Raw genomic sequence first — 23,532 nt, forward strand, 5'->3', positions numbered from 1 at the left:
TAGGAATTTAGAGTGTCAAATAAGTTCTTGACTATCTAACTACAGCCAACAAATTATCCCTCAGTAAATAAAACTCATAAACGATGGGTCCGCCTGAAAAAGGTGGGATTATCGTTTTTTATTGGAAATAGAAAAATTAGGTTTGATAAAGGAGCCGATGAAATTGACAATGAACATTACTAAGACAGGTACGGAACTGCTATTGGAAGACTTACAGAACGAGTTTGGCGTTGAGGAGATTCGTCCATTAGTTAGTGCAAGTGAAAAATGGAATGAGCGTCATCCTGGAGCAAGTGCGTCAGAATGGACGAAAGCGATGATTCTAGAAACGCTTAGCAATATCGATGAGGTATCGACGTACTGGACTTTCGTTGCGGCCCGTATTCACTTACGTGATGTTTACAATCGTCAAGAAAAGCTTCGCGGTGCAAAGGTCTATACGGACTTTGCTGATAATGTTGCACTTCTAGTCGAGAAGGGATTATACACACCCGTCTTGACGGAGAAGTATTCAAAGGAAGACCTTGTAATTCTCGGTAATCTAATCGAACCAGAACGGGACAAGCTATTTACATATATCGGTTTGAAAACACTTATGGACCGTTATGTCGCTGTTGACTTTAGCAAACAATCGGTTGAACTTCCGCAAGAGCGCTGGCTTGTCATCGCGATGACATTGATGCAAGACGAGACAACTAACCGGCTCGAAAAAGTGGCGGAATCATACTGGGCGATGAGCAGCCTCTATATGACGGTTGCAACACCGACATTGTCGAATGCTGGAAAACCGCACGGCCAGTTGTCAAGTTGCTTTATCGACACGGTCGACGATTCTTTGCAAGGCATCTATGACAGCAATACGGATATCGCTAACTTGTCGAAATACGGTGGCGGCATTGGTGTTTACATGGGGAAAGTTCGCAGTCGTGGCTCGTCCATTCGTGGATTTAAAGGCGCATCAAGTGGTGTACTTCCATGGATTAAACAGTTGAACAACACGGCAGTAAGCGTTGACCAGCTTGGTCAGCGACAAGGTGCAATAGCAGTTTATCTTGATGTTTGGCACAAAGATATCTTCACGTTCCTCGACCTTAAATTGAATAACGGAGACGACCGCTTGCGCGCACACGATATTTTCACGGGCGTCTGCCTTCCTGATATTTATATGGAACAAGTGGATGCACGTGGCGACTGGCATTTGTTCGATCCGCATGAAGTTCGGACAATCATGGGCTATTCACTAGAGGATTTTTACGATGAAACAAAAGGTGCGGGTTCGTTCCGTGAGAAATACGAAGAGTGTGTCAATAATCCTGAGCTCAGCCGTGAAATCGTACCTGCTATCGATCTTATGAAACGGATTATGCGTAGCCAATTGGAAACGGGAACGCCGTACATGTTTTACCGCGACGAAGTGAACCGTGCAAATGCTAACAAACATGAAGGCATGATTTATTCGTCGAATCTTTGTACAGAAATCACGCAAAATATGAGCGCGACTGAATTCGAGTCTGTTACGCTCGAAGACGATATCGTTGTCACGCGTTCAAAACCAGGCGATTTCGTTGTCTGCAACTTATCATCCATCAACCTTGGACGAGCAGTTCCAGCAAGCGTTTTGGAAAGACTTATTACAATTCAAGTACGCATGCTTGATAATGTTATCGATCTTAATAAAATACCGGTTGTCCAAGCGCAGCGTACTAACGCGCGCTACCGTGGAATCGGTCTCGGGACATTCGGCTGGCACCATCTGCTAGCCTTGCAAAATATTCAATGGGAATCAAACGAAGCAGTGGATTACGCTGATAAATTATATGAGAAGATCGCTTATTTGACGATTAAAGCTTCGATGAAACTGGCTACTGAAAAAGGGTCGTACCCATTATATGAAGGATCCGAATGGCAGTCTGGCGTTTATTTTGAAAACAAGAACTATGATTCGAAGGAATGGCGCGAACTACGCATCGATGTTGCAACAAATGGTATGCGCAATGGCTATTTGATGGCAATTGCACCGAATAGCTCGACGTCTATTATCGCAGGATCAACTGCATCAATTGATCCGGTTTTCAAACCGTTTTATCATGAAGAAAAGAAAGATTATAAGCTACCGGTAGTTGCACCTGACCTTAATCACAACACGTATGACGTTTACCGTCGTTCCGCTTATATTGTCGATCAACGTTGGTCAATCAAACAAAACGCAGCAAGACAGCGCCATATTGACCAAGCAATTTCATTCAACATCTATGTACCGAATTCAATTCGCGCATCCGTACTGCTTGAACTTCATTTGCAAGCTTGGAAGTCTGGTATGAAAACAACATACTATACACGGTCAACTGCGACGGATATTGAAGAGTGTGAATGGTGTCATTCTTAATCGTCTACGCATCGTGGAGCGGAAACACGCAGGAAGTTGCGGAAATGATTGAAGAAACGTTAGTTGCAGAAAATATAGCTGTTACAACGTATCGAATTGGCGGGGGGATCATTCCGAACCCCCGCGATTTTGATGCGATGATCTTCGGGTCATTCACGTGGGAGCAAGGCTCAACGCCTGACGAAGTAAAAGACTTTGTAGCGGATGTAGGGTATAAACCGGATAATGTCTACGTCTTCGGAACGGGTGATACCCAATTTGGCGGCGATGCATTATTCTGCCACGCAGCGGTGAAGTTAGCGCGGTTTTACGCATCCCCTTATGAGCCGCTTAAAATCGAACAAAGCCCACGTGGCATACAGCAAGAAAAAGTAATTGAATGGTCGAAGGGAGTCATCAGACATTGGAAAAACTTAACCGAGTGAAGGTCTTAGAACCTGCACATCCAAACAAATCAACGGCTATTTTCGGTGGGAAAGCGAGTGGTATCCTCAACTGGAACGACATCGCACATCCCCATTTCTATACATTACGTCAACAAATTCGTTCACTATTCTGGACGGCCAATGAAGTCGATATGACGCAAGACGTTAAGCAATTCTCGACGCTGACTAAGCCGGAACAAGATGCATTTCTTAAAATTATTGGCTTGCTTGCGACACTCGACGGACCACAGACGACAATCGCTTTGAAAATGGCAGATTACACAACCGATCCTTCTGTTAAATCAATTATGGCGACAATCGCCGATCAGGAAAGTGAACATAATCACAGTTACGCGTACGTTCTTTCATCAGTTACAACACTTAATAAGCAGATGGCTTCATTTGAAATGGGCCGCTCAGACGAAGTGCTGTTGAAACGGAATGAGCGCATTGTAGAAGTCTACAACGACTTCGCCGAGCGTCCGACAATTGAATCAGCATTGAAAGCGATGGTTTATACGACGCTGCTTGAAGGGCTATTTTTCTATAGTGGATTCGCATTCTTCTACAACCTCGCACGCAATCAGAAAATGGTCGGTACTTCGACAATGATTTCGTACATTAACCGTGATGAATTGCAACATGGTAAAGCAATTAGTGACATATTCCGCGCAGCACTTGCAGAAAACCCTGAACATAATACAGATGAATTCACGCAATGGATTTACGATCAGTTCAAACATTCGGTCGAGCAGGAAGTCATCTGGAGCAGTTATGTACTTGCAGATATAGAAGGTATTGACCTTGCCGAAATGGAAGGGTATGTGAAATATCGCGCGAATAAAATGCTTCGCATGCTCGGACTTAGTGAAATTTATCCGGAGTTCACTGACAACCCAATGAAATGGATTCGTGCATATGTCGACAGTTTCGACGATACAAAAACCGACTTCTTCGAACAATCTTCACGTCAATATGTCAAAACAAGCGATTTAAATGGTTTTGATGATTTGTGAATGAAAAAAGCACACAACATGAGTTGTGTGCTTTTTTACGATTATATAAGTTGAAATGGGGATTCCCTTCAAATTGGCCTTAATTATCCTTGATAGATGTCGCGACTCAATTTTATCATGTATTCTTATGTTCGATATTAAGTTTAACGGAAAACCCCATACTCATGGTGCCTGAATGTTCAAAGTAGATATATCGAATAGGTTTTGTGTAAATAACATGTGCCGGTCATAATCAAGGCAATGGCGGTCATGAGTGCAGCCATGGCGAGCATAACGTGGTCCGTGGCGGTCATAAGTGCGCCCATGGCGAGCATAACAAGATCCATGCCGGTCATAACAATATTAATGCATTTAATAACCGCTTCAAAACAGTGGAAGGCTCATTATCCTCAGCTACTATCTAGTTTGAATGGCAACCAAAGTTTGATTTTACATGACATGGAACAATGGAGTCTACTTATTGAAAAATTGCGGGTACTATAGTTTATCCAGAGACAGATTTTTACCCGAAATAGGGCAAACCCTACTACCTACGTGAATTCCTGTCTTGTATACTTTAACTGGGAATGGTTCCCGGTGAAATGGAGATAGGAGGAAACTATAATGAGTCAATTAACACTTGATACACAAGTTTGCGATATCGTCACGGTGGTCCCTAAAAGTGCAGATTTATTTAGATGTCTGCGCATCGACTTTTGCTGTGGAGGGAAAATAGCCTTAAAAGATGCTGCAGAAGACCGAATGCTTAATCCTGAAGATGTTTTAAATAGCATTAAGGAAATAGAAAAGACATGGGGGAAACAGAGTGAAACGGACCCGACATCATTCGGTTCAAAAACACTTGTTGCCTATATTCAAAGAAAGTATCATGATGGACTGCGGGATGAGTTTTCACTCCTCGCGCCGTACATTACGAAAGTTGCCCGTGTTCATGGAGAAAATCATCCGCATCTCCTTCGTGTCCAAGAAATCTTCAAAGAATTACGGAGCGAACTCCTCGCCCATACAGCAGATGAAGATGCAAATGTCTTCCCGCTCATTCTAAAGTTCTTAGAAAGCCCAACACCTGAACTAAAAGAGAAAGTTAAACCATATATAATGGAACTCGAGAGAGAGCATGAGAATGCAGGGGATTTATTAGCTGAGATACGCAATCTTACAAATAACTTCACGCCTCCAGATGGTGCGTGCAGAACTTATAGACTCGTATACACACGTCTTGCGCAATTAGAAAAAGACACGTTTGATCATGTTCATCTCGAAAATAACAATTTATTCGACCGTGTACGAGCTGCACTTTGATTAACTAAAGAGTACGCTTAAAAAAACCACCGCATGGGTGGTTTTTTTGCATGGAGCGATTCTGCTATGTCCGTTATGATAGAGGAAAAGGGGATTTGGATAACATGAGACAACTCGTATTAGTTATTACCATCCTGCTTACTTTTATCCTAACATCATGCACCAACTCGGAGGCTGATGCAAAAGTAGAAATCCTTGTGGCAGCAGCTTCCAGTATGACGCCGGCGCTAACTGAAATTGCAACCGAATTTGAAAAGACCAACACATATACTCAAATCACATTCACGTTCGGCTCATCCGGCAAACTAGCACAACAAATAAAAAGCGGTGCACCAGTCGATGTTTTCATCTCTGCAAGCAGTTCTGATATGGATACACTTGAAAAAGACAATATAATTAAATCAGACACACGTGTAGATATCACGACTAATACATTAGTTGTTATTCGCCAAAAAAACGGTGGTAATTCGTCGCTAAATGAAGATAATCTGTTTACATCCAAAATCGAACACGTTGCCATTGGCAACCCTGACACTGTTCCAGCGGGTGTTTACGCAAAAGAAGCGCTCACAAAACTTGGAGAATGGGAAACACTCGAACCGAAATTTGTATTCGGCAAGGACGTCCGCCAAGTATTAACATTTGTAGAAACAGGTAATGCCGAAATGGGAATTGTTTTTACGACTGATGCCCAATCATCTGATAAAGTAGAAGTCATCTCGAAAATTGATCCAACTCTGCACTCGTCAGCTATTTATCCCGGTGCAGTCATCACTGCTACAAAACAGCCGAAAGCAGCTAACGCTTTTCTCGATTATATGACAACACCTGAAGCGCAAAAAATACTAGTAACGTATGGATTTACAAACTAAAAGGAGGAACACCGCCAATGGGAGAAATCAGTTACGGGCCGCTCATACTCTCTATCAAAGTTGCAGCCATAGCGACAATCCTTGTTTTTCTCATTGGTACGTTCCTAGCACGCATATTTGCACGAAGAAATTTCTTTGGGAAAACAATCATTGAAGCGTTTTTCCTATTACCACTTGTATTACCGCCCACCGTCGTTGGATTCGGACTACTGATTTTATTTGGCAAGGATCAGCTACTTGGGAGATGGTTATATGATTACGCACATCTCCAAATCGTGTTTTCCTGGATTGGAGCCGTCATCGCTTCGACCGTAGTCGCTTTTCCGCTCATGTATCAAAGTGCATCCGCTGCATTCAAACAAGTAGATGGAAAATTGGAGGCCGCGGCTCATACACTAGGTGCTTCAAGATGGCGCGTTTTCCGCACAATTACAATGCCGCTAGCCTGGCCGGGTTTACTTGCGGGCTTCGTCCTTACATTCGCCCGCGCACTCGGCGAGTTTGGAGCGACGCTGATGATTGCAGGCTATATCCCTGGTCGAACAGATACCATTCCCATGGCCATCTACTTTGCGGTTGAAGCCGGCGATATGCAAAAAGCAACATTTTGGGTGATTATTATCGTCGCACTTGGATTTTCCACAATTCTCTGGCTAAGTTGGTGGTCGAATCAGAATTTGCGGCGTTTCACTGTGAAAAGGAAAGGGGGAGCTCCTCGTAATGTTTGACGCACATCTTATTAAAGATTTGCCAGATTTTAAAATCGACGTGGCGATTAAAACAGCTAAAGGGGAAGTGAGCGTCTTATTTGGACCATCCGGTTCTGGAAAGACGACATGTCTAGATATGATTGCCGGTCTTGTTCACCCAAATTCAGGTCATATTCGTATGGGGGACAACACTTACTTTTCATCCAATCAAAAGCCATATCCTACTGAAAAACGAAGTATTGGATATGTGATGCAAGACTATGCGTTATTCCCTCATATGACAACAGAAAAAAACGTTCAGTATGGCATGAAATCTGTACGGAAATCCGAAAAAGCACTAGCGCTGCTCGATCAATTCGGAATAAGTCATCTGCGAAATGCCTATCCCCATGAAATGTCTGGAGGGGAAAAACAGCGAACTGCCATTGCACGTGCGCTTGCGACAGAACCTGAAGTTCTTCTGCTTGATGAACCACTTTCTGCACTGGACGATAAAGCACGTAACGATGCGCTTACAGTGATAACAGATATTCAGCGGGATTTAAATATTCCCATTATCATGGTGACTCACAATTGGACAGAAGCGGAAAAAGTTGCAACGCGTATATATAAAATCGAAAAAGGCCGCTTTATCTAGTCCATGTTGGATAGATAAAGCGGTTATTTTTATTGCTAAAAGAATTTCCACGTCTAGACTTAGGGCACGAAATGCTTGGAAGCTGTTAGTTGTAGATATGATCGGTTGAGGGCTTTTTATGATCGTTTGGCTAGGTATATGATCGGTTGAGGACTTTTATGATTGTTTGGCTAGGGATATGATCGGTTGAGGGTTCTTATGATCGTTAGGCTAGGTATATGATCGGTTGAGGTTTTTTATGATCGTTAGGTTAGGTATTTGGTGGACTTAGGTTGTGTTTTCGCTATTGTTCTTCGGGGATAGCCCTATTACTTTATTAATAGGAATATCCCTACTAGAAAGGCCCCTTACCTGAACGTACAATTAGTAGTATGTGAATGAACAAATCTCTAATTCCTGCCAATCTAAAAAGGAAGGGAGTTGCGCCGTTGAATTATGTCGCAGGAAGCTATATTCTTTATATAAAGAACAATTCGAATTTAATAGTAGAAAAGGGTTAACTGCCTTTTTTCTATATAAGGGGTAAAGTTGATGAATGGACAGGAAAACTTTAATTACCAACAGGAAATGGCACGTTTGCGGGATCATTTCGATTTTGACTTTGTCGGGTTGGCACTTGTCCAATCGATAGAGTCTCGGTTCGAGCTGAAATGGGTATTTACTATGGGAAATCGAAGTAATCGTTATCGTAGAATTGTCTTACAAACCGGCAAAGGTATTGTAGGTCATGTTTTTAAGACAGGTAAACCGCTCCTTGTAGAAGATGCGGAAAAGATACTTGGAGGAAAAGACCTTTATAATTATCCGATTATCGTAGCAGAAGGGTTGAAAAGTTTTGGGGCGATTGCGCTTTATGAATACAATCGTGTAAAAGGTGTGTTACTTGTAGGTTACCGCACTGAGGAGAAATTGACCCTAGAATGTTTTACAGAATTTAAACAGGTGGTTGGTCCGACGTTTGGCCAATTTTATAATAAGGAGATGGTTGGAAATTGAAGAGTATGAGTGAATTTCAATTGACGGATCTGTTGATGAAAATGTATGGCAATTCTGCAGAGGCCATCTTCTTTTTTGATCGTACTGGAAAAGTACTGACAATGAATAGTGCTGCCGAATTCATTTTGAATGCAGAAGTACTAGACAGCATGGCGGCGGGCGATGCAGAGGCGATATGCATGTCTTGTAGGGGGTATACGAACGAGCAGGAACTTCAAACATGTATATCGTGCTATTTGAAGAGTCCAGATGAAGATTTCAGCTCGTTTCAAGTGTATTTGGACACCAAGGGGAAAGGAGTTATTCCCTACACGGCTAGTTATCAAACGATTGACGTGGAAAACGGGATCCGTGTATTCATGCTCCGTGATTTGACGAAACAATATAAAACACAGGAAATGCTTAATCAGAAATTGATTACGAAAAATATCATCAAAGCTCAGGAAGATGAACGGAAACGGATTTCGAGGGAGTTGCATGACGGGGTGGCGCAGGAAGTGCTTAGTTCGCTAGTTGAACTTCGAGTACTGAAATATATGAATGTCGATGCAGAAGTGTTGAAAAAAGTGCAGCAGACGGAAGGGTCACTCATGCGGTTATTGGACGATATCCGTCATCTATCCGTCGAACTAAGACCAGCGACACTTGATGATTTAGGGATGGAAGCTGCATTCAGAACACATTTTAAATGGATGGAAAAAAACTATGGACTTGTCGTCCATTTTACAGCGGAGCTGGACTCGAAGAGATACGAAGGCGAAATTGAAACGGTCGTTTACCGGGTTTGTCAGGAAGCTGTGTTTAATGCACTTAAATACGCAGGCACTGAGGATCTTACTGTCAGGCTTTTTGAAGATGATGGGTATTTAAAGTTATACGTCATCGATGAAGGAATCGGATTTAATTTGAATTCGATTCACCCAAAAGGTACAGGTCTTGGTCTATATGGGATGAGGGAACGGGCAGAGCTTGTAGAAGGGCGAACAACAGTCCTTTCTGAACCTGGAAAAGGGACGAGTGTACGGCTGGAAATACCATTATAGTAAAGGGGGAAATATGTTTGAAAATTATAATTGCGGATGATCACGCGGTCGTTCGTAGCGGATTTATGCATATTCTGAACTTCCAGCACGATATGGAAGTGATTGGGACCGCTGCAGATGGACTTGAGGCGTATGATCTGGTTGCGAAACTCTGTCCAGATCTTTTACTTATGGATTTGAGTATGCCACCGGGAGAAAGTGGTCTCATTGCGACAGGGAAAATAACAGAAGACTTTCCCGAAACGAAAATCCTTATTTTGACGATGCATGATGACGAGGAGTATTTATTCCACGTTTTAAAGAATGGAGCATCAGGCTATGTGCTGAAAAATGCACCGGATGAGGAATTGCTCGCCGCGATTCGTATTGTTTACGAGGGAGGGACATATATTCATCCCTCAATGACGACTTCGCTCGTTCGAGAATTCGTTAAAAAAGACTCGAATAGCATAGAAACAGATCCGTTTAAGATTTTATCGAAACGTGAAATTGAGGTACTGCCACTAGTCGCAAAGGGGTATGGCAATAAAGAAATTGCAGAGAAATTATATATCTCTGTCAAAACAGTGGAGGCGCATAAATCTAAAATTATGGAAAAGCTTCAATTGAAGGGCAGACCGGAACTTGTTGAGTATGCTTTGAGAAAGAAATTCTTGAACTTCTGACATGGGAACTCTGTACGATGACAGGGGGCGAAAATGTGGAACGCCGTTATTCAAGACAAACATTGTTTAAACCGATTGGGAAGACGGGGCAGGACAAGATAAATTCATCCCATGTGGTCGTTATTGGATGTGGAGCATTGGGTTCAGCTGTTACAGAGACGCTTGTCCGTGCGGGAGTAAGAAAGCTGACGATTGCGGATCGGGATTATGTTGAGCCTTCGAATCTACAAAGGCAACAGCTTTTTACTGAACAAGATGCGCGGGATGGTTTACCGAAAGTGGTTGCTGCTGAAGTACGATTAAGGATGATCCGTGAAGATATTGACATTGTAACTGTGCTAGATCATGTAGATGGTCCGCTTATGGAGCAGATTACTGAAGACGTTGATTTAATCATGGATGCGACTGATAATTTTGAAACGCGTCTGTTGATAAATGATAGTGCATGGAAAAAGAATATTCCATGGATCTACGGCGCATGTGTGGGGAGTTCGGGTACTGTTTTTCCGTTTGTGCCAGGTGAGTCAGCCTGTTTCCGCTGCTTGCTACCGGTTTTACCATCGGTCAATGAAACCTGCGACTCGTCAGGAATTATTGCGCCTGCAGTTCAAATTACGGCGGCGCATCAAAGTGCAGAAGCACTAAAATGGTTATCGGGGAATAAGGATGCGATGCGTAAGAAGCTATACCATTTTGACGTTTGGAACAATACGCATGCAGAAGCAGGTATTTCACGTCTGCGGAACGAAGTATGTGAGACATGCGGAAATGCGCCGACATATCCTGCGCTGCACCGTTTAGAGGGGGCTGGATATGCAGTACTCTGCGGTCGGGATACCGTACAAATTATCCCCGGTGAAAGTCGTTCATTGACGATTGCAGATGGAGAAATAGTCGCCAAAAGGTTGGGGAAACCCTATAAAGTGACGCCGTTTTTCGTGGAATTTCATGCGGAGGGGTATCGCTGCATTTTATTCGGCAATGGTCGTTTATTGATTCATGGATTAAAGGATCTAAAAATTGGCCGTAAATTGTACCATCGTTTTTTTGGATGAATTGGAGGAATAGCCTTGTCGCATATGAATGAATCGGATAAAGGGGAAAAACTCATTTTTTGCGTGTTGACGACGAGTGATACGCGTAATGCGTCAAATGACAAAAGTGGCAGAACAATCCGGATAAAACTTGAATTGGCAGGTCATAAAGTCTTTGAATCGCGTCTATGTCGGGATGACAAGAAAGAAATTGAATTCATCGTTGAAGAATGGTTAAGGAATCCGAACGTTAATGCCATCATTTCAACGGGTGGGACTGGCATCGGTTTCCGGGACGTCACGATTGAAACTATAGTGCCTTATTTCACGAAAAGGATAGATGGATTCGGTGAATTGTTTCGTTATTTGAGCTATACAGAAGATGTTGGATCGAAGGCGTTATTAAGCAGGGCAGCTGCGGGTGTGATTCAGGAGAAGGTGTTTTTTGCACTCCCCGGATCTGTAAAAGCTGTTGAACTTGCGATGGACAAGCTGATTTTACCTGAAATCCATCATATTGTTGATGAGCTGACGAAGCATTTGAAGAGATGAAAAGCGCAAAGATGCGTTAAGCGTCTCTGCGTTGAAAATCACCGTTTTTCCCACCGGTTTTCCGAAGGAGCCTTGTCGGACCGATAACCATTTCTTTACCGGCTGCTTTACACATATCGTAAATGGTGAGTGCAGCAACGGAAGCGGCAGTAAGTGCCTCCATTTCAACCCCAGTCACGCCTTTCGTCTTCACTTCAGCTTCGATTACTACTTCAAAATGAGCAATTGATTCATCGATGTTCCATTCGAATCGAATATTGACACCTGTTAATGGAATTGGGTGGCACATTGGAATGATGGACGAGGTGCTTTTTGCCGCCATAATAGCTGCGACTTGAGCAACTGCGAATACATCGCCTTTTTTATTGGACCCTTCTGTTACTTGTGAATGAATTAGTTCATTGACGATGATGGAAGACGTTGCGATTGCTGTCCGAATTGTTTCTACTTTATCGGAAACATCAACCATTTTCGCACGGCCCTGTTCGTTGAAATGTGTGAGCTCTGACAATGGAGTCATTCCTTTCATACATGCATAATAATTTCAGTATAGCAGATAAAAGAGGGGGATCCGCATGGTTGAAATGAGAAAGCCTATACAGGTGTCGGAGGCCGTCCGCCTTGTTATGGAGCATGTCCATGTAGCCGGAACGGAAACGATTTCACTTGAACATACATATGGTAGAATTCTGGCCGAACCGATTAACGCAAAACATGATGTACCGTCTTTTGACAGATCACCCTATGATGGCTTCGCGATCCGTGCAAGAGACACAGCGGGGGCATCAGGGGATAATCGCATTCCGTTCATTGTAATTGGCGAGATTGGCGCGGGGCATGTAGCAGAACGTGGCATCGAGGAAGGGGAAGCGTACCGGATTATGACGGGCGCGCCCATTCCAGAAAATGCTGACGCGATTGTTATGCTGGAGCAGACGACAGAAGGAAAAGACAGGTTCACAGTACGAAAAGTTTTCAGCCAGGGAGAAAATATATCTTTCAGAGGCGAAGACGCAAAAGAGGGTGCGCGTCTGATTGAGGCAGGAGTATTTATCCATCCAGGCACAATTGCGCTCCTTGCTACGTTTGGTACTGCGGAAGTTAACGTCGCGAAACGACCTGTTGTGGGCATTCTTTCAACGGGTACGGAATTGCTAGAGGTCTCTGATGAACTTGCTCCAGGAAAGATTCGGAACTCAAACGGACCGATGATTGCCGCGCAATTAACCCGAATGGGAATCGGCTATAAATCATACGGGATGCAGGTTGATGATCTCGATGCGTGTACGGAAATCGTTGAAAAAGCACTTGCTGAGACGGACTTACTTATTACAACGGGCGGCGTATCTGTTGGAGACTACGATTATTTACCGGCAGTCTATGAGCGACTGGGTGCCCAGGTTTTATTCAACAAAGTTGCGATGCGTCCGGGAAGTGTGACGACGGTCGCTGTGCTTGGCAATAAGCTTTTGTTTGGATTATCAGGCAATCCGTCGGCCTGTTTTACCGGTTTCGAGTTGTTCACAAGACCTGCAATTCTTGGCATGCAGGGCGCAATTACACCGTATATGCCGCGCATGCAAGCGAAGCTCGGGGAAGATTTTACGAAGCCGAACCCTTTCACCCGCTTCATCCGCGCCTTCTGGGAAATGACGTCGGACGGGATTATTGCCGTGCCGGCAGGTTTTAATAAATCCAATGCGGTTTCTTCGATTGCGCGGGGGAATTGTCTGATTGTCCTGCCAAGCGGAACGCGCGGTTACACGGCTGGAATGAATGTCGATATGCTGTTACTTGGAGCTGAGCAAGGCGTAGGTGAATGGGCATTATGAAGACGCTCCATGTCGTAGGCTATAAAAATAGCGGCAAGACGACACTTATTACGAGATGGGTACGTTTATTGAAAGAAGGAGGTTTTTCGGTTGCTGTACTAAAGCATCATGGGCATGGGGGACAGCCAGCTATGCCGGATTCAAAGACAGATACGATGCAGTTTTTGGGTAGTGGTGCAGACGTTTCGATTGTTGCGGGCGGCGGCGTCGTTCAATTACTGTTAAATGAAGAGCCAGAATTCACAGAGCTCAAGCTACTAGCGACAATAGGCAATCCGGACTTTTTACTTATTGAAGGGTATAAGAATGAACAAGGGGAGAAAATTGTCCTACTCAGGGATGCGGAAGATTGGGAGTCGCTGAGCAAATTGGATAGCATTCAGCTCGTCATTGGGATTACAGAAAATCCAACTGGTATTACACATATAAAGGCTAGGGTGGATGTTGAACAGCTGGATTCGTGGTTACTTGACTGGGTTGAAAAGGAGGCTGACAATGAAACCATTTGAAATTGTTGAAACACCAATTAAAACGGAAAAGTACACAGATTACGTTCTCCATGCTGGTGCCGGCGCTGTCACTGTATTCACAGGGCATGTCCGAGAGTGGACGCATGGAGTTCGCACACTATATTTGGCTTATGAAGCCTACGTCCCGATGGCGGAAAAGAAACTAGCGCAAATTGGCGCAGAAATGGAAGAGAAATGGCCGGGCGTGAAAGTGGCAATCGCTCATCGAATCGGAGAAATGCACATTTCAGATATCGCCGTAATCATTGCGGTTTCATCACCCCATCGTAAAGCTGCATATGAAGCGAATGAATATGCCATTGAACGCATCAAGGAAATCGTGCCGATCTGGAAAAAAGAAGTCTGGGAAGATGGCGAAGAATGGATCGGCGGTCAGAAAAAGTATCCTGAAAAGGGGATTGAGCAGAAGTGATCAAAGTGAGCTATTTTGCAAGGTTGCGTGAACTGACAGGCAAGTCAGACGAGACGATTGAACAACAAGCGATGACTGTCAGTGAATTGCTAGAGTGGGCAGAAACGACATATCCGGGTTTTGGAAAAGAACCCGTACACGTCGCGGTAAATGAAGAATACGCCTTAAAGGAAGATGTTATTCAATCGGGTGATGTCTGTGCTTTTATCCCACCAGTGAGCGGCGGATGAACAGGACGGTTGGCATCGTCTTAGCGGCTGGATTATCACGGCGGTTTGGGTCTCCGAAAGCGTTTGTTAAACTTGGCGAGCAGTACTTTTATGAACGGGCGATGGATGCTTTGGTTCCATGCTGTGCCGAAGTTTTTGTCGTGACGCGTCCAGAACATATGCAGCGCTTTCCTAGTAGCGTGAACGCGATGACCGATTTAACTAGATATGCGGGGCTCGGTCCGCTTGCAGGGATCCTGTCTGTGATGGAATTCGTGGAAGCGGACCGCTATGCCGTGTTGCCATGCGATATGCCGTTTGTAGATAGTATGGTTATGTCGAAATTGCTGGAACACCATGATAAAGGTGTCACTGCAGTTGTTTCGGATGGGCGGTATCATCCGCTCGTTTCCATTTGGGACAGGAAATTGGCGAGTGCAGTGAAAGAAGCGCTAGAAAATGACCAACTTCGTGTAATGAAAATACTCGCCCAAAGTAATGCTGTTTGGGTGGATGGTAGTACTTTAACTGATGATGAAAAACGGATGTTCATGAACGTGAATACACCGGAAGCCCTGGAAAGGGGATGACGTTTTGGAAGCAATCATAGATAAGCTTGGACGACCGATTCGGGATCTCCGGATATCGGTGACGGATCGCTGTAATTTTAGATGTGCCTACTGCATGCCGAAAGAAGTTTTTGGTGACGATTATGTATTTCTGCCAAAAAACGAATTGCTGTCGTTTGAAGAGATTGAACGGTTTGCCATATTGTTTGCATTACTCGGCGTGAAAAAACTCCGTTTAACGGGTGGAGAACCGCTTATGCGCCGTGAACTTCCGAAACTGGTTGAAAAGTTGATGAAGATTGAGGGAATTGAAGATATTGGTTTGACAACTAATGGTGTGTTGCTTAAACAATACGCGCAGCCGCTTTATGATGCAGGTCTTCGTCGGTTGAACATGAGCCTTGATGCGCTTGATCCGACTATTTTCGGCAAACTGAATGGGCGGGGAATAAAACCGCAATTGATTCTATCCAATATTGACTACGCTAAAAAAATCGGCTTTACGATCAAAGTAAATATGGTTGTTCAAAAAGGCGTCAACGAGGGTGAAATCCTTCCAATGGCCGCTTATTTCAAGGAACGCGGTATTACGCTACGGTTCATCGAATTTATGGATGTTGGAAATGACAATGGATGGAGCTTTGAAAAGGTTGTGACGAAAAAAGAGATTTATGACATGATTTCTACTGTCCATGAGATTGAACCGGCGGAAGAGGATTATTTTGGTGAAGTTGCGAAGAGATACCGTTACGTGGATAATGGAGCGCAAGTTGGTTTCATCACTTCCGTTTCGGAGTCATTTTGTTCGACGTGCACACGGTCCAGGTTGTCATCGGATGGCAAGCTGTTTACATGTTTGTTTGCGTCAGAAGGGTTCGACCTGAGGGAATTGATCCGCAGTGGAATGGCAGATGCGGAACTACTTGAAGTAATTACAGGTGTATGGCAACGTCGCGGCGACCGCTATTCGGATGAGCGAACCGAACAGACGGCGAAAAATCGTAAGAAGATTGGTATGAGTTATATAGGTGGGTGAATGTAGTGCTTATTTTCATGGTGAATGATGGTGTGTGGGGTCGTTGTTTATCTCCTTTATAAATTAAAAATCGGATTGCCTCTAATCTAAGGCAATCCGATTTTTAATCAACCCTCATCTTCTACAACAACAGTTCGCCCTTTAAGTTTTAATAGCAGCGGGATAAGAAGCCATGCTGCAGCGGCAATGATAAAAACGAGTGATAGTGGGTTTGTGAAGAATATGCTAAATTCACCGTTAGAAATAGTCAGTGCTCGTCGCATATTGTTTTCAATCATCGGACCTAATACAAGGGCCAACACTAATGGAGCCACCGGGAAATCGTTTTTTGATAATAAATAGCCGGCCACACCACATCCGAGCAACAGATATAAATCAAAAGTTGTATATTGCACTGCGTATACTCCGAAAAATGAGATAGCAACAATGATTGGTAACAAATATTTCTTAGGCGTTTGAATGATTTTGGCAAACACTCGAACGAGTGGCATGTTCAACACTAACAGCATCAAGTTGCCGATAAACATACTCGCAATAAGTCCCCATGCTACTTCCGGATGTTCGTCAAAGAGAAGGGGGCCTGGCTGGATGTTGTACATGATAAGAGCGCCCATCAGAATCGCAGTCGTACCTGAGCCGGGGATCCCTAATGTTAGTAAGGGAATCATCGCACCACCGGAAGCAGCGTTATTCGCCGATTCCGGGCCCGCCACTCCAGCGATGTTACCTTTCCCAAAGCTTTCAGGGTTTTTGCTGAATTTCTTCTCCGTCATGTAGGAGAAGAAGGAAGCAAGTGTCGCACCAGCTCCTGGAAGGACTCCGATGAAAAACCCGAGTAAGGAACCACGTACAATAGGGACGGCACTGTCTTTCATATCTTGTTTTGTAGGGAGGATACGGTTGATTTTTGCTATCGCTCCGTCTTCGTGATCACGTTCTAAGACTGTCTTGAACACCTCACCGAGTGCGAACAATCCGACCGCAATCGTTAGGAACTCTAATCCGGAAAATAGAATGGGTTGATTGTATGTAAAGCGGGCGATTCCCGAAACGGCATCGATACCGATTGTGCCTAACATGAGTCCAAAGACAGTCATCATTAAAGCTTTCGTCATCGAATTGCCAGCTAGCCCGCTTACGGCGGCAAGACCTAACAGCATTAGAGAGAAATACTCCGCTGGTCCGAATTTGATGGCGATATTTGAAAGTGGTTCTGCTAGCAGCACAAGACCGATTAGCGAAATGATACCGGCAACAAAGGAGCCAATAGCCGAGATGGCCAAAGCTGCTCCGGCCCGCCCCTGTCTAGCCATCTGATAACCGTCAAGAGTGGTGACGACAGAGGAAGATTCACCAGGAGTGTTCAATAAAATTGACGTTGTGGAACCCCCATACATTGCCCCGTAATAGACACCCGCGAGTAAAATGATTGAACTGGCAGCCGCTGCATCTGTTGGCATTCCCGAAGTAATAGTTGCTGTAACAGGGATGAGAAGGGCGACCCCGCTCATAGGACCAATTCCAGGCAATACGCCGACTGCTGTCCCAATTATGACCCCAACAAATGCAAATAATAAATTATGCCATTGAAAGGCGATACCGAATCCATCGGCTAAAAACTGTAAAGTGCTCATAACTTGACTCCTTTCGTGCTAGAGTACAGGGAATCCGGGCAATGATCCGCCAAGAAATTCTGCAAATAAATAATAGATACTTAGTGAAAATACGGCCGCAATAATGACAGAAGGCAATAATCGTCCACGTTCCATCGTCTGAAAAGCGATAAGTAAAAAAAGGAACGTTGAGATGACATAGCCGACTTTTTCCAATAGAAATGCATATAAAACTGCGCTAGTAAGGATAATAATGAATTTCTTATATTGCAGCTTTGATTCAGATGCTGTTTTAGTTTTGTATTTAAATGTTTCGTATAATAGGCGCAAGCTTAATAGAATTAAAATAACACCAAGCCACATTGGGAAAATTTTCGGTCCAACTGTCGATCCGTATGCACTGTCTGAAATTTTTTGACTTTCGATTACAAACAATAGACCAACTAGTAAAAAAACGATGCTACTGTATCGGTCGAACGTTTTACTCATAGTCTTTGATACCTCCCAAAAGAAAAGGCGGCTGCTGAAGCCGCCCGAATAATGTTACTTTTGCATTCCAAGTGCTGTTAGTAATTCTACAATCACTTTGTCCTGATCTTCCAAATAGATAGTGAAATCTTTGGCATTACGGTATTCGCTTTCCCAACCATTTTTCTCTAATTCAGCTTTCCATTCATCTGTTTCTACCATCTTCTCTAGCTTTTCAGACCAGTAGTCATAAGCTGTATCAGACATTTCTTTAGGACCAAAGAGACCGCGCCAAATTGTAAATTCTGCGTCAATCCCTTCTTCTTGGAATGTAGGAACTTCCGTCAATTCACCCCCAAGACGATCCGATGAGCTAACTGCAAGGACACGGACATCGCCGGATTTCACGTACGCTCCAATAGCAGAGGCATCCGTTGCGATAACATCGGCATTCCCTCCAAGCAATGCCGCGACAGCTTCTCCGCCGCCGTCATACGATACATATTTTACTGTTTTCGGGTCAATACCGTATTTGAATGCAGGTAAGACGCCGACAAGATGGTCCATCGATCCCGGAGCAGATCCGCCGGCAAGTGTCACCGATTTAGGATCTTTCTTGATTGTTTCCAGCACATCTTTCAATGTTTTGAACTCTGAATCCGCTTTGACAACAATTGCTCCGTAGTCACGCGTTAGTTGTGCTAAAGGTTTAGTATCTTTATAGCCGTAAGGACTGTTACCTTCCGCCTTGTTGTTGTTGATTAAGATTGGCGGAGATTTAACAAGAAGGGCATAATCATTTTTTACTTCTTTTGTTGCGAACTCTGCCATGTAAACAGCACCGCCACCACCAGGCTTGTTTTCAACTACAATCGATTTATCAATTAGCTTCGTATCACTCATTGATTTTGCAATTGCTCTAGCGGTCAAATCCCATCCGCCACCTGCCCCGGAAGGAGCGACAATTGTAATGTTGTTCTCGGGATATTTCGATGATGCGCTTTCAGCGTCGTCTGCAGAACATGCTGCAAGGCTTAGTGCCAACATACTTGCTAGGGTAACTGTCGTAAGTTTCTTCCACATCTTCATATTAATCCCCCTTGTAATAAAAAATGACAGCGTTTTCATCCGCTGTCATCAATCTATCAGAATTTTGATTAAATTAAGAGTTATCGTTTATAAGTTCGATAATGAAGTTAAACGTCATTTTGTTCATACTGTTCACCGTTTTTTGATAAAATACCTTCTTTCCGGACGTCCGACCGAGCCATATAGAAGTTCTGTAAATGCACGTTTTTCTGACACAAGGTATTCTAGATAACGTCTTGCGGTCGAACGACTTACGCCAATTTCCAATCCAAGTGTTTCGGCAGTAATGCCGCCTTCTATACTTTTAATATGGCTGACTACCTTCTCCTTGGTCATTGGGTCGATACCTTTTGGCGGTATTAAATCCGGGTTTGATGGTGTAGATTGCGTTTTATTCCAAAGGGATTTGATGGCGTCTTCTTGCATAAGCCCTTCCCCGGAAAATGTTTCTCTTTTATCTTTATAAGAAAGGAGGCTATCCCTAAATCGATCGAATGTAAGCGGTTTTAAGATGTAGTCTATAACACCATGGCGGAATGCTCTTTTTACAATTTCAATTTCCGACGCGGCGGTTATAAAAATAATATCTGTTTCCGGGCTTTTTTCATGAATGAAGCCCATTAGCTCCGTGCCTAGGGCATCGGGTAAATATACATCAAGCAACACGAGGTCTGGCAACAATGCTGAAATCCAATCTTTCGCTTCATCACCAGTATGCGCTGAACCTACGACAGCAAAGCCCTCTATTTTCTCGATGAACCGTTTGTGAATGTCAGCAATTCGCAAATCATCTTCAATAATTAAGATTTCAATCAGTTCCGTCATATGAAAAGCCTCCTTTAGGTATAGAAATGATGAATAGTGCACCGTCTAAATCACCTTTTTCCAGCGTAATGGAACCTCCGAGATCATTCACGTTTTCCGCAACTTTCATTAGTCCATATCCATGGTCCCCTTGATCTTTTGTTGATACCTTTTCGTGGAATAGAACATCCAGTACTTCATCAGCTATCCCGGGTCCTGAATCTTCTATTTCGATTAAAATTTCTTCTCCGTTATCCAAAATGAAAATACGAACTATTCGTTGTTCTTCAGAATACGACTCCACAGCTTCAAAAGCATTTGTTACTAAGTTTCCAATGATAGAAACAAAGTGGTTTTTTTCCAAGTGTTTCGGAAGTGTCTGCAAGAAACTATCTTCATCGAGAAGGAACCGGACTTTCAATTCTTTCGCCCGGTTGAAGAAACCGATGACAATCCCTCCGAGAAAGGGGTCTTGCAACCGCTTTGTTACAAACTGGATGAGTGATTGATGTTCAGCTGTCTCATCGTGAATAAGGCTTAGTGCTTCGTCGTATGAATTAAGCTGAATAAGACCTGAAATGGTGTACAAGAAATTAGTGTATTCATGAGTTTGTGCTCGAAGTGCTTCGGTATACCGTTTGACTTGTGATAATTCCATTGCAAGTTGGTCAATATCTGATTGTAGACGGAAAGTTGAAACTGCACCGACGATTTGTTCGCCGACAAGAATCGGAATGCGATTTACAATCACTTTTTTTCCATGAATCTCCATAGATCGATCGAGATGCCTTTCTCCGGTTTCAAGTACCTTTGGAAGAAGGGTGTTCGGAAGGACTTCCTGAATTGTCCGTCCGATTAGTTCAGTCTGCCCAGGTAGGGAAAGTGTTTCATATGCGGCAATATTCACCGTCGTAATGATGCCTTTGGCGTCGACCATAATGATTCCTTCGCGTACAGACTCAATAAGCGCATTTCTTTCGGTGAATAGATTCGCTATTTCTGCAGGCTCTAAGTTGAACAGTTCCTTTTTAATGTTGTGGGCTAGAACGCTTGAACCAATAACGCCCAGGATAATTGCGATAAGTACAATGTAGGAAATATTATCAACATACTGAAAAAAGATTGAGGAAATATCCTCTTTTAAAAAACCGACGGAAACGATACCGATTATTTCACCGTACTCGTTAAATACGGGTGTTTTCCCGCGTAAAGCGGCCCCAAGTGTCCCGGTTGCCTCAGAAATATAGGATTCTCCCAGTAGGAGTGCACGTTCGTTATCATCCCCTACCATTTTTTGACCAATCCGTTCAGCAACAGGGTGCGCATATCGCATACCTTCGCTGTTTCCGATAACGACGTATTCGGCTCCCGTTTTTAGTCGCACTGCTTCGGCAATCGGCTGCAATGATTCCGATGGATTAGCCTGTCCAAATCCTGCACGGACATCGGGACGATCCGCTGTCGTCTTGGCTATACTTAGCGCGCGGTCACCAATCTGCTGCTCAATGCCTTGTGACATCGTAAAGTAGAAGGAAATGCCGATAATAATCGCCACTAGAGAAACAAAGAGGGCGCCATATGAGAATATGCGTGACTGTAAGGAAACGGGTTTCATCGAGATCATCTCTCTATCTTTAAGGAATCTAGGTGCAGCAAAACCACTAATGACCTGCTCGAAGTTTGCCACAGGTCAAATGCTACTCTTTATATGCTACACTATTGTCAATTGTGGGAATAGGGGGATTCGAATGAAACCAAGACTTTTTATTACAAGAAAGCTAGCGGAAGAAGCGGTTGCGCCGCTCCGAGATAAATTTGACGTGCGTATGTGGGAGGAGGAAGGTGTAGCGGTTCCACGCGCTGTTTTATTAACAGAAGTGGCAGAAGCTGATGCACTATGGTCGGTTTTGGCGGATGGCATCAATCGTGAGGTTTTTGAAGCAGGTAAGAAGCTTAAAGTTGTTGCAAATATGGCCGTTGGTTATAACAATATTGACTTAGAAGTGGCAAGGGAATATGACGTCATCGTGACGAATACGCCAGGTGTTTTAACTGAAACGACGGCGGATCTTGCTTTCGCTCTGCTTCTTGCAACAGCACGCAAATTAATCTCCGCAGAAAATGAAATTAGAAAAGGCAATTGGACCTCGTGGGCGCCAATGAGATTTACGGGAATGGATGTTGGCGGTGCAACGCTAGGAATCATTGGTATGGGAAGGATTGGCGAAGCAGTTGCGCGTCGGGCAAAAGGCTTTGATATGACAGTTCTCTATCATAATCGCAGCCGTAAACCCGATGCAGAAGCAGAGCACGGTTTTGAGTTTAGAGAGTTGGATGCACTGCTGAAAGAGGCGGATTTCGTTCTGATCCTGGCACCGTTTACACCAGAAACTGCAGGAATGATTGGTGCACGGGAGCTCGGCCTTATGAAGAATACGGGGGTTCTCATAAACGTTGCTCGTGGCGGAATTGTTGATGAGGTGGCTCTTTACGATGCATTGAAAAACGATACGATTTGGGCGGCGGGGCTCGATGTGTTTGAAACAGAACCCGTTTCACTAGATCATCCGCTTCTTACACTCCCGAATGTGACGGTTCTACCACATATCGGCAGTGCAAGCATTAAAACGCGCCTTGCCATGATGAACTTGAACGCACAGGCGATTACGGATGTACTTGAGGGGCGGGAGCCGGAAAATCGAGTTATTTAAAAAGGATTCGAATGTAATCTTGTCGAATTAACCATACATCTAGTTTAATTAAAGGAGGAACAACAATTATGAAAGGTGCACTCATTCCATATTTAACATTTTACGGAGAAGGAAATGAAGCGGCTGAATTCTATACAAATTTATTAGGGATTGAGAGAATCAGAATGCAGAAATATGCAGACGCTAATTTCCCACATCCACCCGAGGCAGCTGATTATCTTCTTCATTGTCATTTGAAAAAAGGTGATTTTCAAATTATGCTTGCCGATTCTGTGGACAAGCCAGCTGAGAACACCAAACTAGGTGTTACCCTCCTTATCGACTGTGAAAGTGACGAAGAGGCCAAGCGATTATACGATGGCCTACGCGAAGATGGAGAGGTACTAATGGAATTGCGAGATATGTTCTGGGGTGCTAAGTATGGGAAAGTGAAAGACAAGTTTGGTTTTACATGGGATTTGAACTTTGAGGAAGAAAGCTAAGTATAGGATGAAAAAACGAGAAAACTATCCCGTCTAAGGTGATGGATTTCTCGTTTTTCTATAAAAAAATGCCTAATTATGTCGACATACAGCCTTTTACGGTTTCTGAATTTGCCGTGAATGTTTAGCGGATCGCAAA

At 43.8% G+C, this 23,532-nt stretch carries 26 protein-coding genes; 20 read left to right on the forward strand and 6 right to left on the reverse strand.

The window, feature by feature from the left end; all coding sequences use genetic code 11:
* Positions 1-169: 169 nt before the first annotated feature.
* The 12 genes from I2484_RS05525 to I2484_RS05580 all read left to right on the forward strand — a co-directional run bounded on the left by I2484_RS05525 (position 170) and on the right by I2484_RS05580 (position 11,638).
* On the forward strand, positions 170-2,386 hold the full coding sequence (locus tag I2484_RS05525) for a ribonucleoside-diphosphate reductase subunit alpha (protein ID WP_255551139.1): 2,217 nt from the start codon (positions 170-172) through the stop codon (positions 2,384-2,386).
* The gene (locus I2484_RS05530; protein WP_207150036.1) at positions 2,371-2,811 is read left to right on the forward strand and encodes a flavodoxin; all 441 of its coding nucleotides are present in this window, start codon (positions 2,371-2,373) and stop codon (positions 2,809-2,811) included. Before I2484_RS05525 ends, I2484_RS05530 begins: the two co-directional genes overlap by 16 nt.
* The gene (locus I2484_RS05535) at positions 2,766-3,827 is read left to right on the forward strand and encodes a ribonucleotide-diphosphate reductase subunit beta (RefSeq protein ID WP_207150037.1); all 1,062 of its coding nucleotides are present in this window, start codon (positions 2,766-2,768) and stop codon (positions 3,825-3,827) included. The genes I2484_RS05530 and I2484_RS05535 overlap by 46 nt, the downstream gene beginning before the upstream one ends.
* Before the next feature lie 603 nt (positions 3,828-4,430).
* Positions 4,431-5,129 carry an iron-sulfur cluster repair di-iron protein gene (ric, locus tag I2484_RS05540; RefSeq protein ID WP_207150038.1) on the forward strand — a complete coding sequence of 233 codons (699 nt, stop codon included), beginning with the start codon at positions 4,431-4,433 and terminating at the stop codon, positions 5,127-5,129.
* A gap of 104 nt (positions 5,130-5,233) precedes the next feature.
* Entirely contained in the window at positions 5,234-6,001 is a 768-nt protein-coding gene (modA, locus tag I2484_RS05545; RefSeq protein ID WP_207150039.1) for a molybdate ABC transporter substrate-binding protein, read from the forward strand.
* Positions 6,002-6,018: 17 nt separating this feature from the next.
* The gene (modB, locus tag I2484_RS05550; RefSeq protein ID WP_207150040.1) at positions 6,019-6,729 is read left to right on the forward strand and encodes a molybdate ABC transporter permease subunit; all 711 of its coding nucleotides are present in this window, start codon (positions 6,019-6,021) and stop codon (positions 6,727-6,729) included.
* Positions 6,722-7,348, forward strand: a complete 627-nt coding sequence (locus tag I2484_RS05555) for an ATP-binding cassette domain-containing protein (protein WP_207150041.1) — start codon at positions 6,722-6,724, stop codon at positions 7,346-7,348. Before modB ends, I2484_RS05555 begins: the two co-directional genes overlap by 8 nt.
* 531 nt (positions 7,349-7,879) lie before the next feature.
* Positions 7,880-8,344 carry a GAF domain-containing protein gene (locus I2484_RS05560; RefSeq protein WP_207150042.1) on the forward strand — a complete coding sequence of 155 codons (465 nt, stop codon included), beginning with the start codon at positions 7,880-7,882 and terminating at the stop codon, positions 8,342-8,344.
* Positions 8,341-9,387, forward strand: coding sequence for a sensor histidine kinase (locus I2484_RS05565; protein ID WP_481886376.1), 1,047 nt, complete (start codon positions 8,341-8,343; stop codon positions 9,385-9,387). The genes I2484_RS05560 and I2484_RS05565 overlap by 4 nt, the downstream gene beginning before the upstream one ends.
* Positions 9,388-9,404: 17 nt before the next feature.
* Complete coding sequence (locus I2484_RS05570; RefSeq protein WP_207150043.1) at positions 9,405-10,052, forward strand: response regulator; 648 nt, start codon at positions 9,405-9,407, stop codon at positions 10,050-10,052.
* Positions 10,053-10,087: 35 nt separating this feature from the next.
* Positions 10,088-11,107, forward strand: a complete 1,020-nt coding sequence (locus I2484_RS05575) for a ThiF family adenylyltransferase (protein ID WP_207150044.1) — start codon at positions 10,088-10,090, stop codon at positions 11,105-11,107.
* A 24-nt stretch (positions 11,108-11,131) separates the two neighbouring features.
* Positions 11,132-11,638: a MogA/MoaB family molybdenum cofactor biosynthesis protein gene (locus I2484_RS05580; protein WP_207150113.1), complete on the forward strand. Its 507-nt coding sequence runs from the start codon at positions 11,132-11,134 to the stop codon at positions 11,636-11,638.
* A gap of 16 nt (positions 11,639-11,654) precedes the next feature.
* Here the strand turns inward: I2484_RS05580 and moaC are convergent, their stop codons facing one another.
* A complete protein-coding gene (moaC, locus tag I2484_RS05585) occupies positions 11,655-12,149 on the reverse strand; it encodes a cyclic pyranopterin monophosphate synthase MoaC (protein ID WP_207150045.1) in 495 nt (164 codons plus the stop codon).
* Positions 12,150-12,213: 64 nt separating this feature from the next.
* Here moaC and I2484_RS05590 point away from each other — a divergent pair, with 64 nt between their 5' ends.
* The 6 genes from I2484_RS05590 to moaA are packed head-to-tail and all read left to right on the forward strand — an operon-like array spanning position 12,214 to position 16,226.
* Positions 12,214-13,470: a molybdopterin molybdotransferase MoeA gene (locus I2484_RS05590; protein ID WP_207150046.1), complete on the forward strand. Its 1,257-nt coding sequence runs from the start codon at positions 12,214-12,216 to the stop codon at positions 13,468-13,470.
* Entirely contained in the window at positions 13,458-13,979 is a 522-nt protein-coding gene (gene mobB / locus I2484_RS05595) for a molybdopterin-guanine dinucleotide biosynthesis protein B (RefSeq protein ID WP_207150047.1), read from the forward strand. Before I2484_RS05590 ends, mobB begins: the two co-directional genes overlap by 13 nt.
* Positions 13,966-14,412, forward strand: coding sequence for a molybdenum cofactor biosynthesis protein MoaE (locus I2484_RS05600; RefSeq protein WP_275956875.1), 447 nt, complete (start codon positions 13,966-13,968; stop codon positions 14,410-14,412). Before mobB ends, I2484_RS05600 begins: the two co-directional genes overlap by 14 nt.
* Positions 14,409-14,642, forward strand: coding sequence for a molybdopterin converting factor subunit 1 (moaD, locus tag I2484_RS05605; protein ID WP_207150048.1), 234 nt, complete (start codon positions 14,409-14,411; stop codon positions 14,640-14,642). The genes I2484_RS05600 and moaD overlap by 4 nt, the downstream gene beginning before the upstream one ends.
* Positions 14,639-15,211, forward strand: coding sequence for a molybdenum cofactor guanylyltransferase (gene mobA, locus I2484_RS05610; RefSeq protein WP_207150049.1), 573 nt, complete (start codon positions 14,639-14,641; stop codon positions 15,209-15,211). The genes moaD and mobA overlap by 4 nt, the downstream gene beginning before the upstream one ends.
* 4 nt (positions 15,212-15,215) lie before the next feature.
* Positions 15,216-16,226, forward strand: a complete 1,011-nt coding sequence (moaA, locus tag I2484_RS05615) for a GTP 3',8-cyclase MoaA (RefSeq protein WP_207150050.1) — start codon at positions 15,216-15,218, stop codon at positions 16,224-16,226.
* 107 nt (positions 16,227-16,333) lie between these two features.
* Here the strand turns inward: moaA and I2484_RS05620 are convergent, their stop codons facing one another.
* From I2484_RS05620 to I2484_RS05640, 5 genes are all read right to left on the reverse strand, one after another.
* On the reverse strand, positions 16,334-17,860 hold the full coding sequence (locus tag I2484_RS05620) for a tripartite tricarboxylate transporter permease (protein WP_207150051.1): 1,527 nt from the start codon (positions 17,858-17,860) through the stop codon (positions 16,334-16,336).
* A gap of 18 nt (positions 17,861-17,878) precedes the next feature.
* On the reverse strand, positions 17,879-18,328 hold the full coding sequence (locus I2484_RS05625; protein WP_207150052.1) for a tripartite tricarboxylate transporter TctB family protein: 450 nt from the start codon (positions 18,326-18,328) through the stop codon (positions 17,879-17,881).
* Between the two features lie 54 nt (positions 18,329-18,382).
* Positions 18,383-19,396, reverse strand: coding sequence for a Bug family tripartite tricarboxylate transporter substrate binding protein (locus I2484_RS05630; protein WP_481886377.1), 1,014 nt, complete (start codon positions 19,394-19,396; stop codon positions 18,383-18,385).
* Positions 19,397-19,528: 132 nt separating this feature from the next.
* A complete protein-coding gene (locus I2484_RS05635) occupies positions 19,529-20,221 on the reverse strand; it encodes a response regulator (RefSeq protein WP_207150053.1) in 693 nt (230 codons plus the stop codon).
* The gene (locus tag I2484_RS05640) at positions 20,205-21,824 is read right to left on the reverse strand and encodes an ATP-binding protein (protein WP_481886379.1); all 1,620 of its coding nucleotides are present in this window, start codon (positions 21,822-21,824) and stop codon (positions 20,205-20,207) included. Before I2484_RS05640 ends, I2484_RS05635 begins: the two co-directional genes overlap by 17 nt.
* 124 nt (positions 21,825-21,948) lie before the next feature.
* Here I2484_RS05640 and I2484_RS05645 point away from each other — a divergent pair, with 124 nt between their 5' ends.
* Positions 21,949-22,911 carry a 2-hydroxyacid dehydrogenase gene (locus I2484_RS05645; protein WP_207150054.1) on the forward strand — a complete coding sequence of 321 codons (963 nt, stop codon included), beginning with the start codon at positions 21,949-21,951 and terminating at the stop codon, positions 22,909-22,911.
* Positions 22,912-22,979: 68 nt separating this feature from the next.
* Positions 22,980-23,393, forward strand: coding sequence for a VOC family protein (locus I2484_RS05650; RefSeq protein ID WP_207150055.1), 414 nt, complete (start codon positions 22,980-22,982; stop codon positions 23,391-23,393).
* The last annotated feature ends 139 nt before the right edge of the window (positions 23,394-23,532 follow it).

Origin of the sequence: Sporosarcina sp. E16_8 (genome assembly GCF_017347095.1) — a bacterium.
Classification (GTDB): domain Bacteria; phylum Bacillota; class Bacilli; order Bacillales_A; family Planococcaceae; genus Sporosarcina.

Coding starts and splice junctions, on each gene's coding strand:
- I2484_RS05620 (WP_207150051.1), bottom strand. CDS start 17,860: ATGAGCACTTTACAGTTTTTAGCCGATGGATTCGGTATCGCCTTTCAA.
- ric (WP_207150038.1), top strand. CDS start 4,431: ATGAGTCAATTAACACTTGATACACAAGTTTGCGATATCGTCACGGTG.
- I2484_RS05530 (WP_207150036.1), top strand. CDS start 2,371: ATGGTGTCATTCTTAATCGTCTACGCATCGTGGAGCGGAAACACGCAG.
- I2484_RS05635 (WP_207150053.1), bottom strand. CDS start 20,221: ATGACGGAACTGATTGAAATCTTAATTATTGAAGATGATTTGCGAATT.
- mobB (WP_207150047.1), top strand. CDS start 13,458: ATGGGCATTATGAAGACGCTCCATGTCGTAGGCTATAAAAATAGCGGC.
- I2484_RS05640 (WP_481886379.1), bottom strand. CDS start 21,824: ATGATCTCGATGAAACCCGTTTCCTTACAGTCACGCATATTCTCATAT.
- I2484_RS05600 (WP_275956875.1), top strand. CDS start 13,966: ATGAAACCATTTGAAATTGTTGAAACACCAATTAAAACGGAAAAGTAC.
- I2484_RS05650 (WP_207150055.1), top strand. CDS start 22,980: ATGAAAGGTGCACTCATTCCATATTTAACATTTTACGGAGAAGGAAAT.
- I2484_RS05625 (WP_207150052.1), bottom strand. CDS start 18,328: ATGAGTAAAACGTTCGACCGATACAGTAGCATCGTTTTTTTACTAGTT.
- I2484_RS05645 (WP_207150054.1), top strand. CDS start 21,949: ATGAAACCAAGACTTTTTATTACAAGAAAGCTAGCGGAAGAAGCGGTT.
- I2484_RS05630 (WP_481886377.1), bottom strand. CDS start 19,396: ATGAAGATGTGGAAGAAACTTACGACAGTTACCCTAGCAAGTATGTTG.
- modA (WP_207150039.1), top strand. CDS start 5,234: ATGAGACAACTCGTATTAGTTATTACCATCCTGCTTACTTTTATCCTA.
- I2484_RS05590 (WP_207150046.1), top strand. CDS start 12,214: ATGGTTGAAATGAGAAAGCCTATACAGGTGTCGGAGGCCGTCCGCCTT.
- mobA (WP_207150049.1), top strand. CDS start 14,639: ATGAACAGGACGGTTGGCATCGTCTTAGCGGCTGGATTATCACGGCGG.
- modB (WP_207150040.1), top strand. CDS start 6,019: ATGGGAGAAATCAGTTACGGGCCGCTCATACTCTCTATCAAAGTTGCA.
- I2484_RS05525 (WP_255551139.1), top strand. CDS start 170: ATGAACATTACTAAGACAGGTACGGAACTGCTATTGGAAGACTTACAG.
- I2484_RS05580 (WP_207150113.1), top strand. CDS start 11,132: ATGAATGAATCGGATAAAGGGGAAAAACTCATTTTTTGCGTGTTGACG.
- I2484_RS05535 (WP_207150037.1), top strand. CDS start 2,766: ATGGTCGAAGGGAGTCATCAGACATTGGAAAAACTTAACCGAGTGAAG.
- I2484_RS05555 (WP_207150041.1), top strand. CDS start 6,722: ATGTTTGACGCACATCTTATTAAAGATTTGCCAGATTTTAAAATCGAC.
- I2484_RS05560 (WP_207150042.1), top strand. CDS start 7,880: ATGAATGGACAGGAAAACTTTAATTACCAACAGGAAATGGCACGTTTG.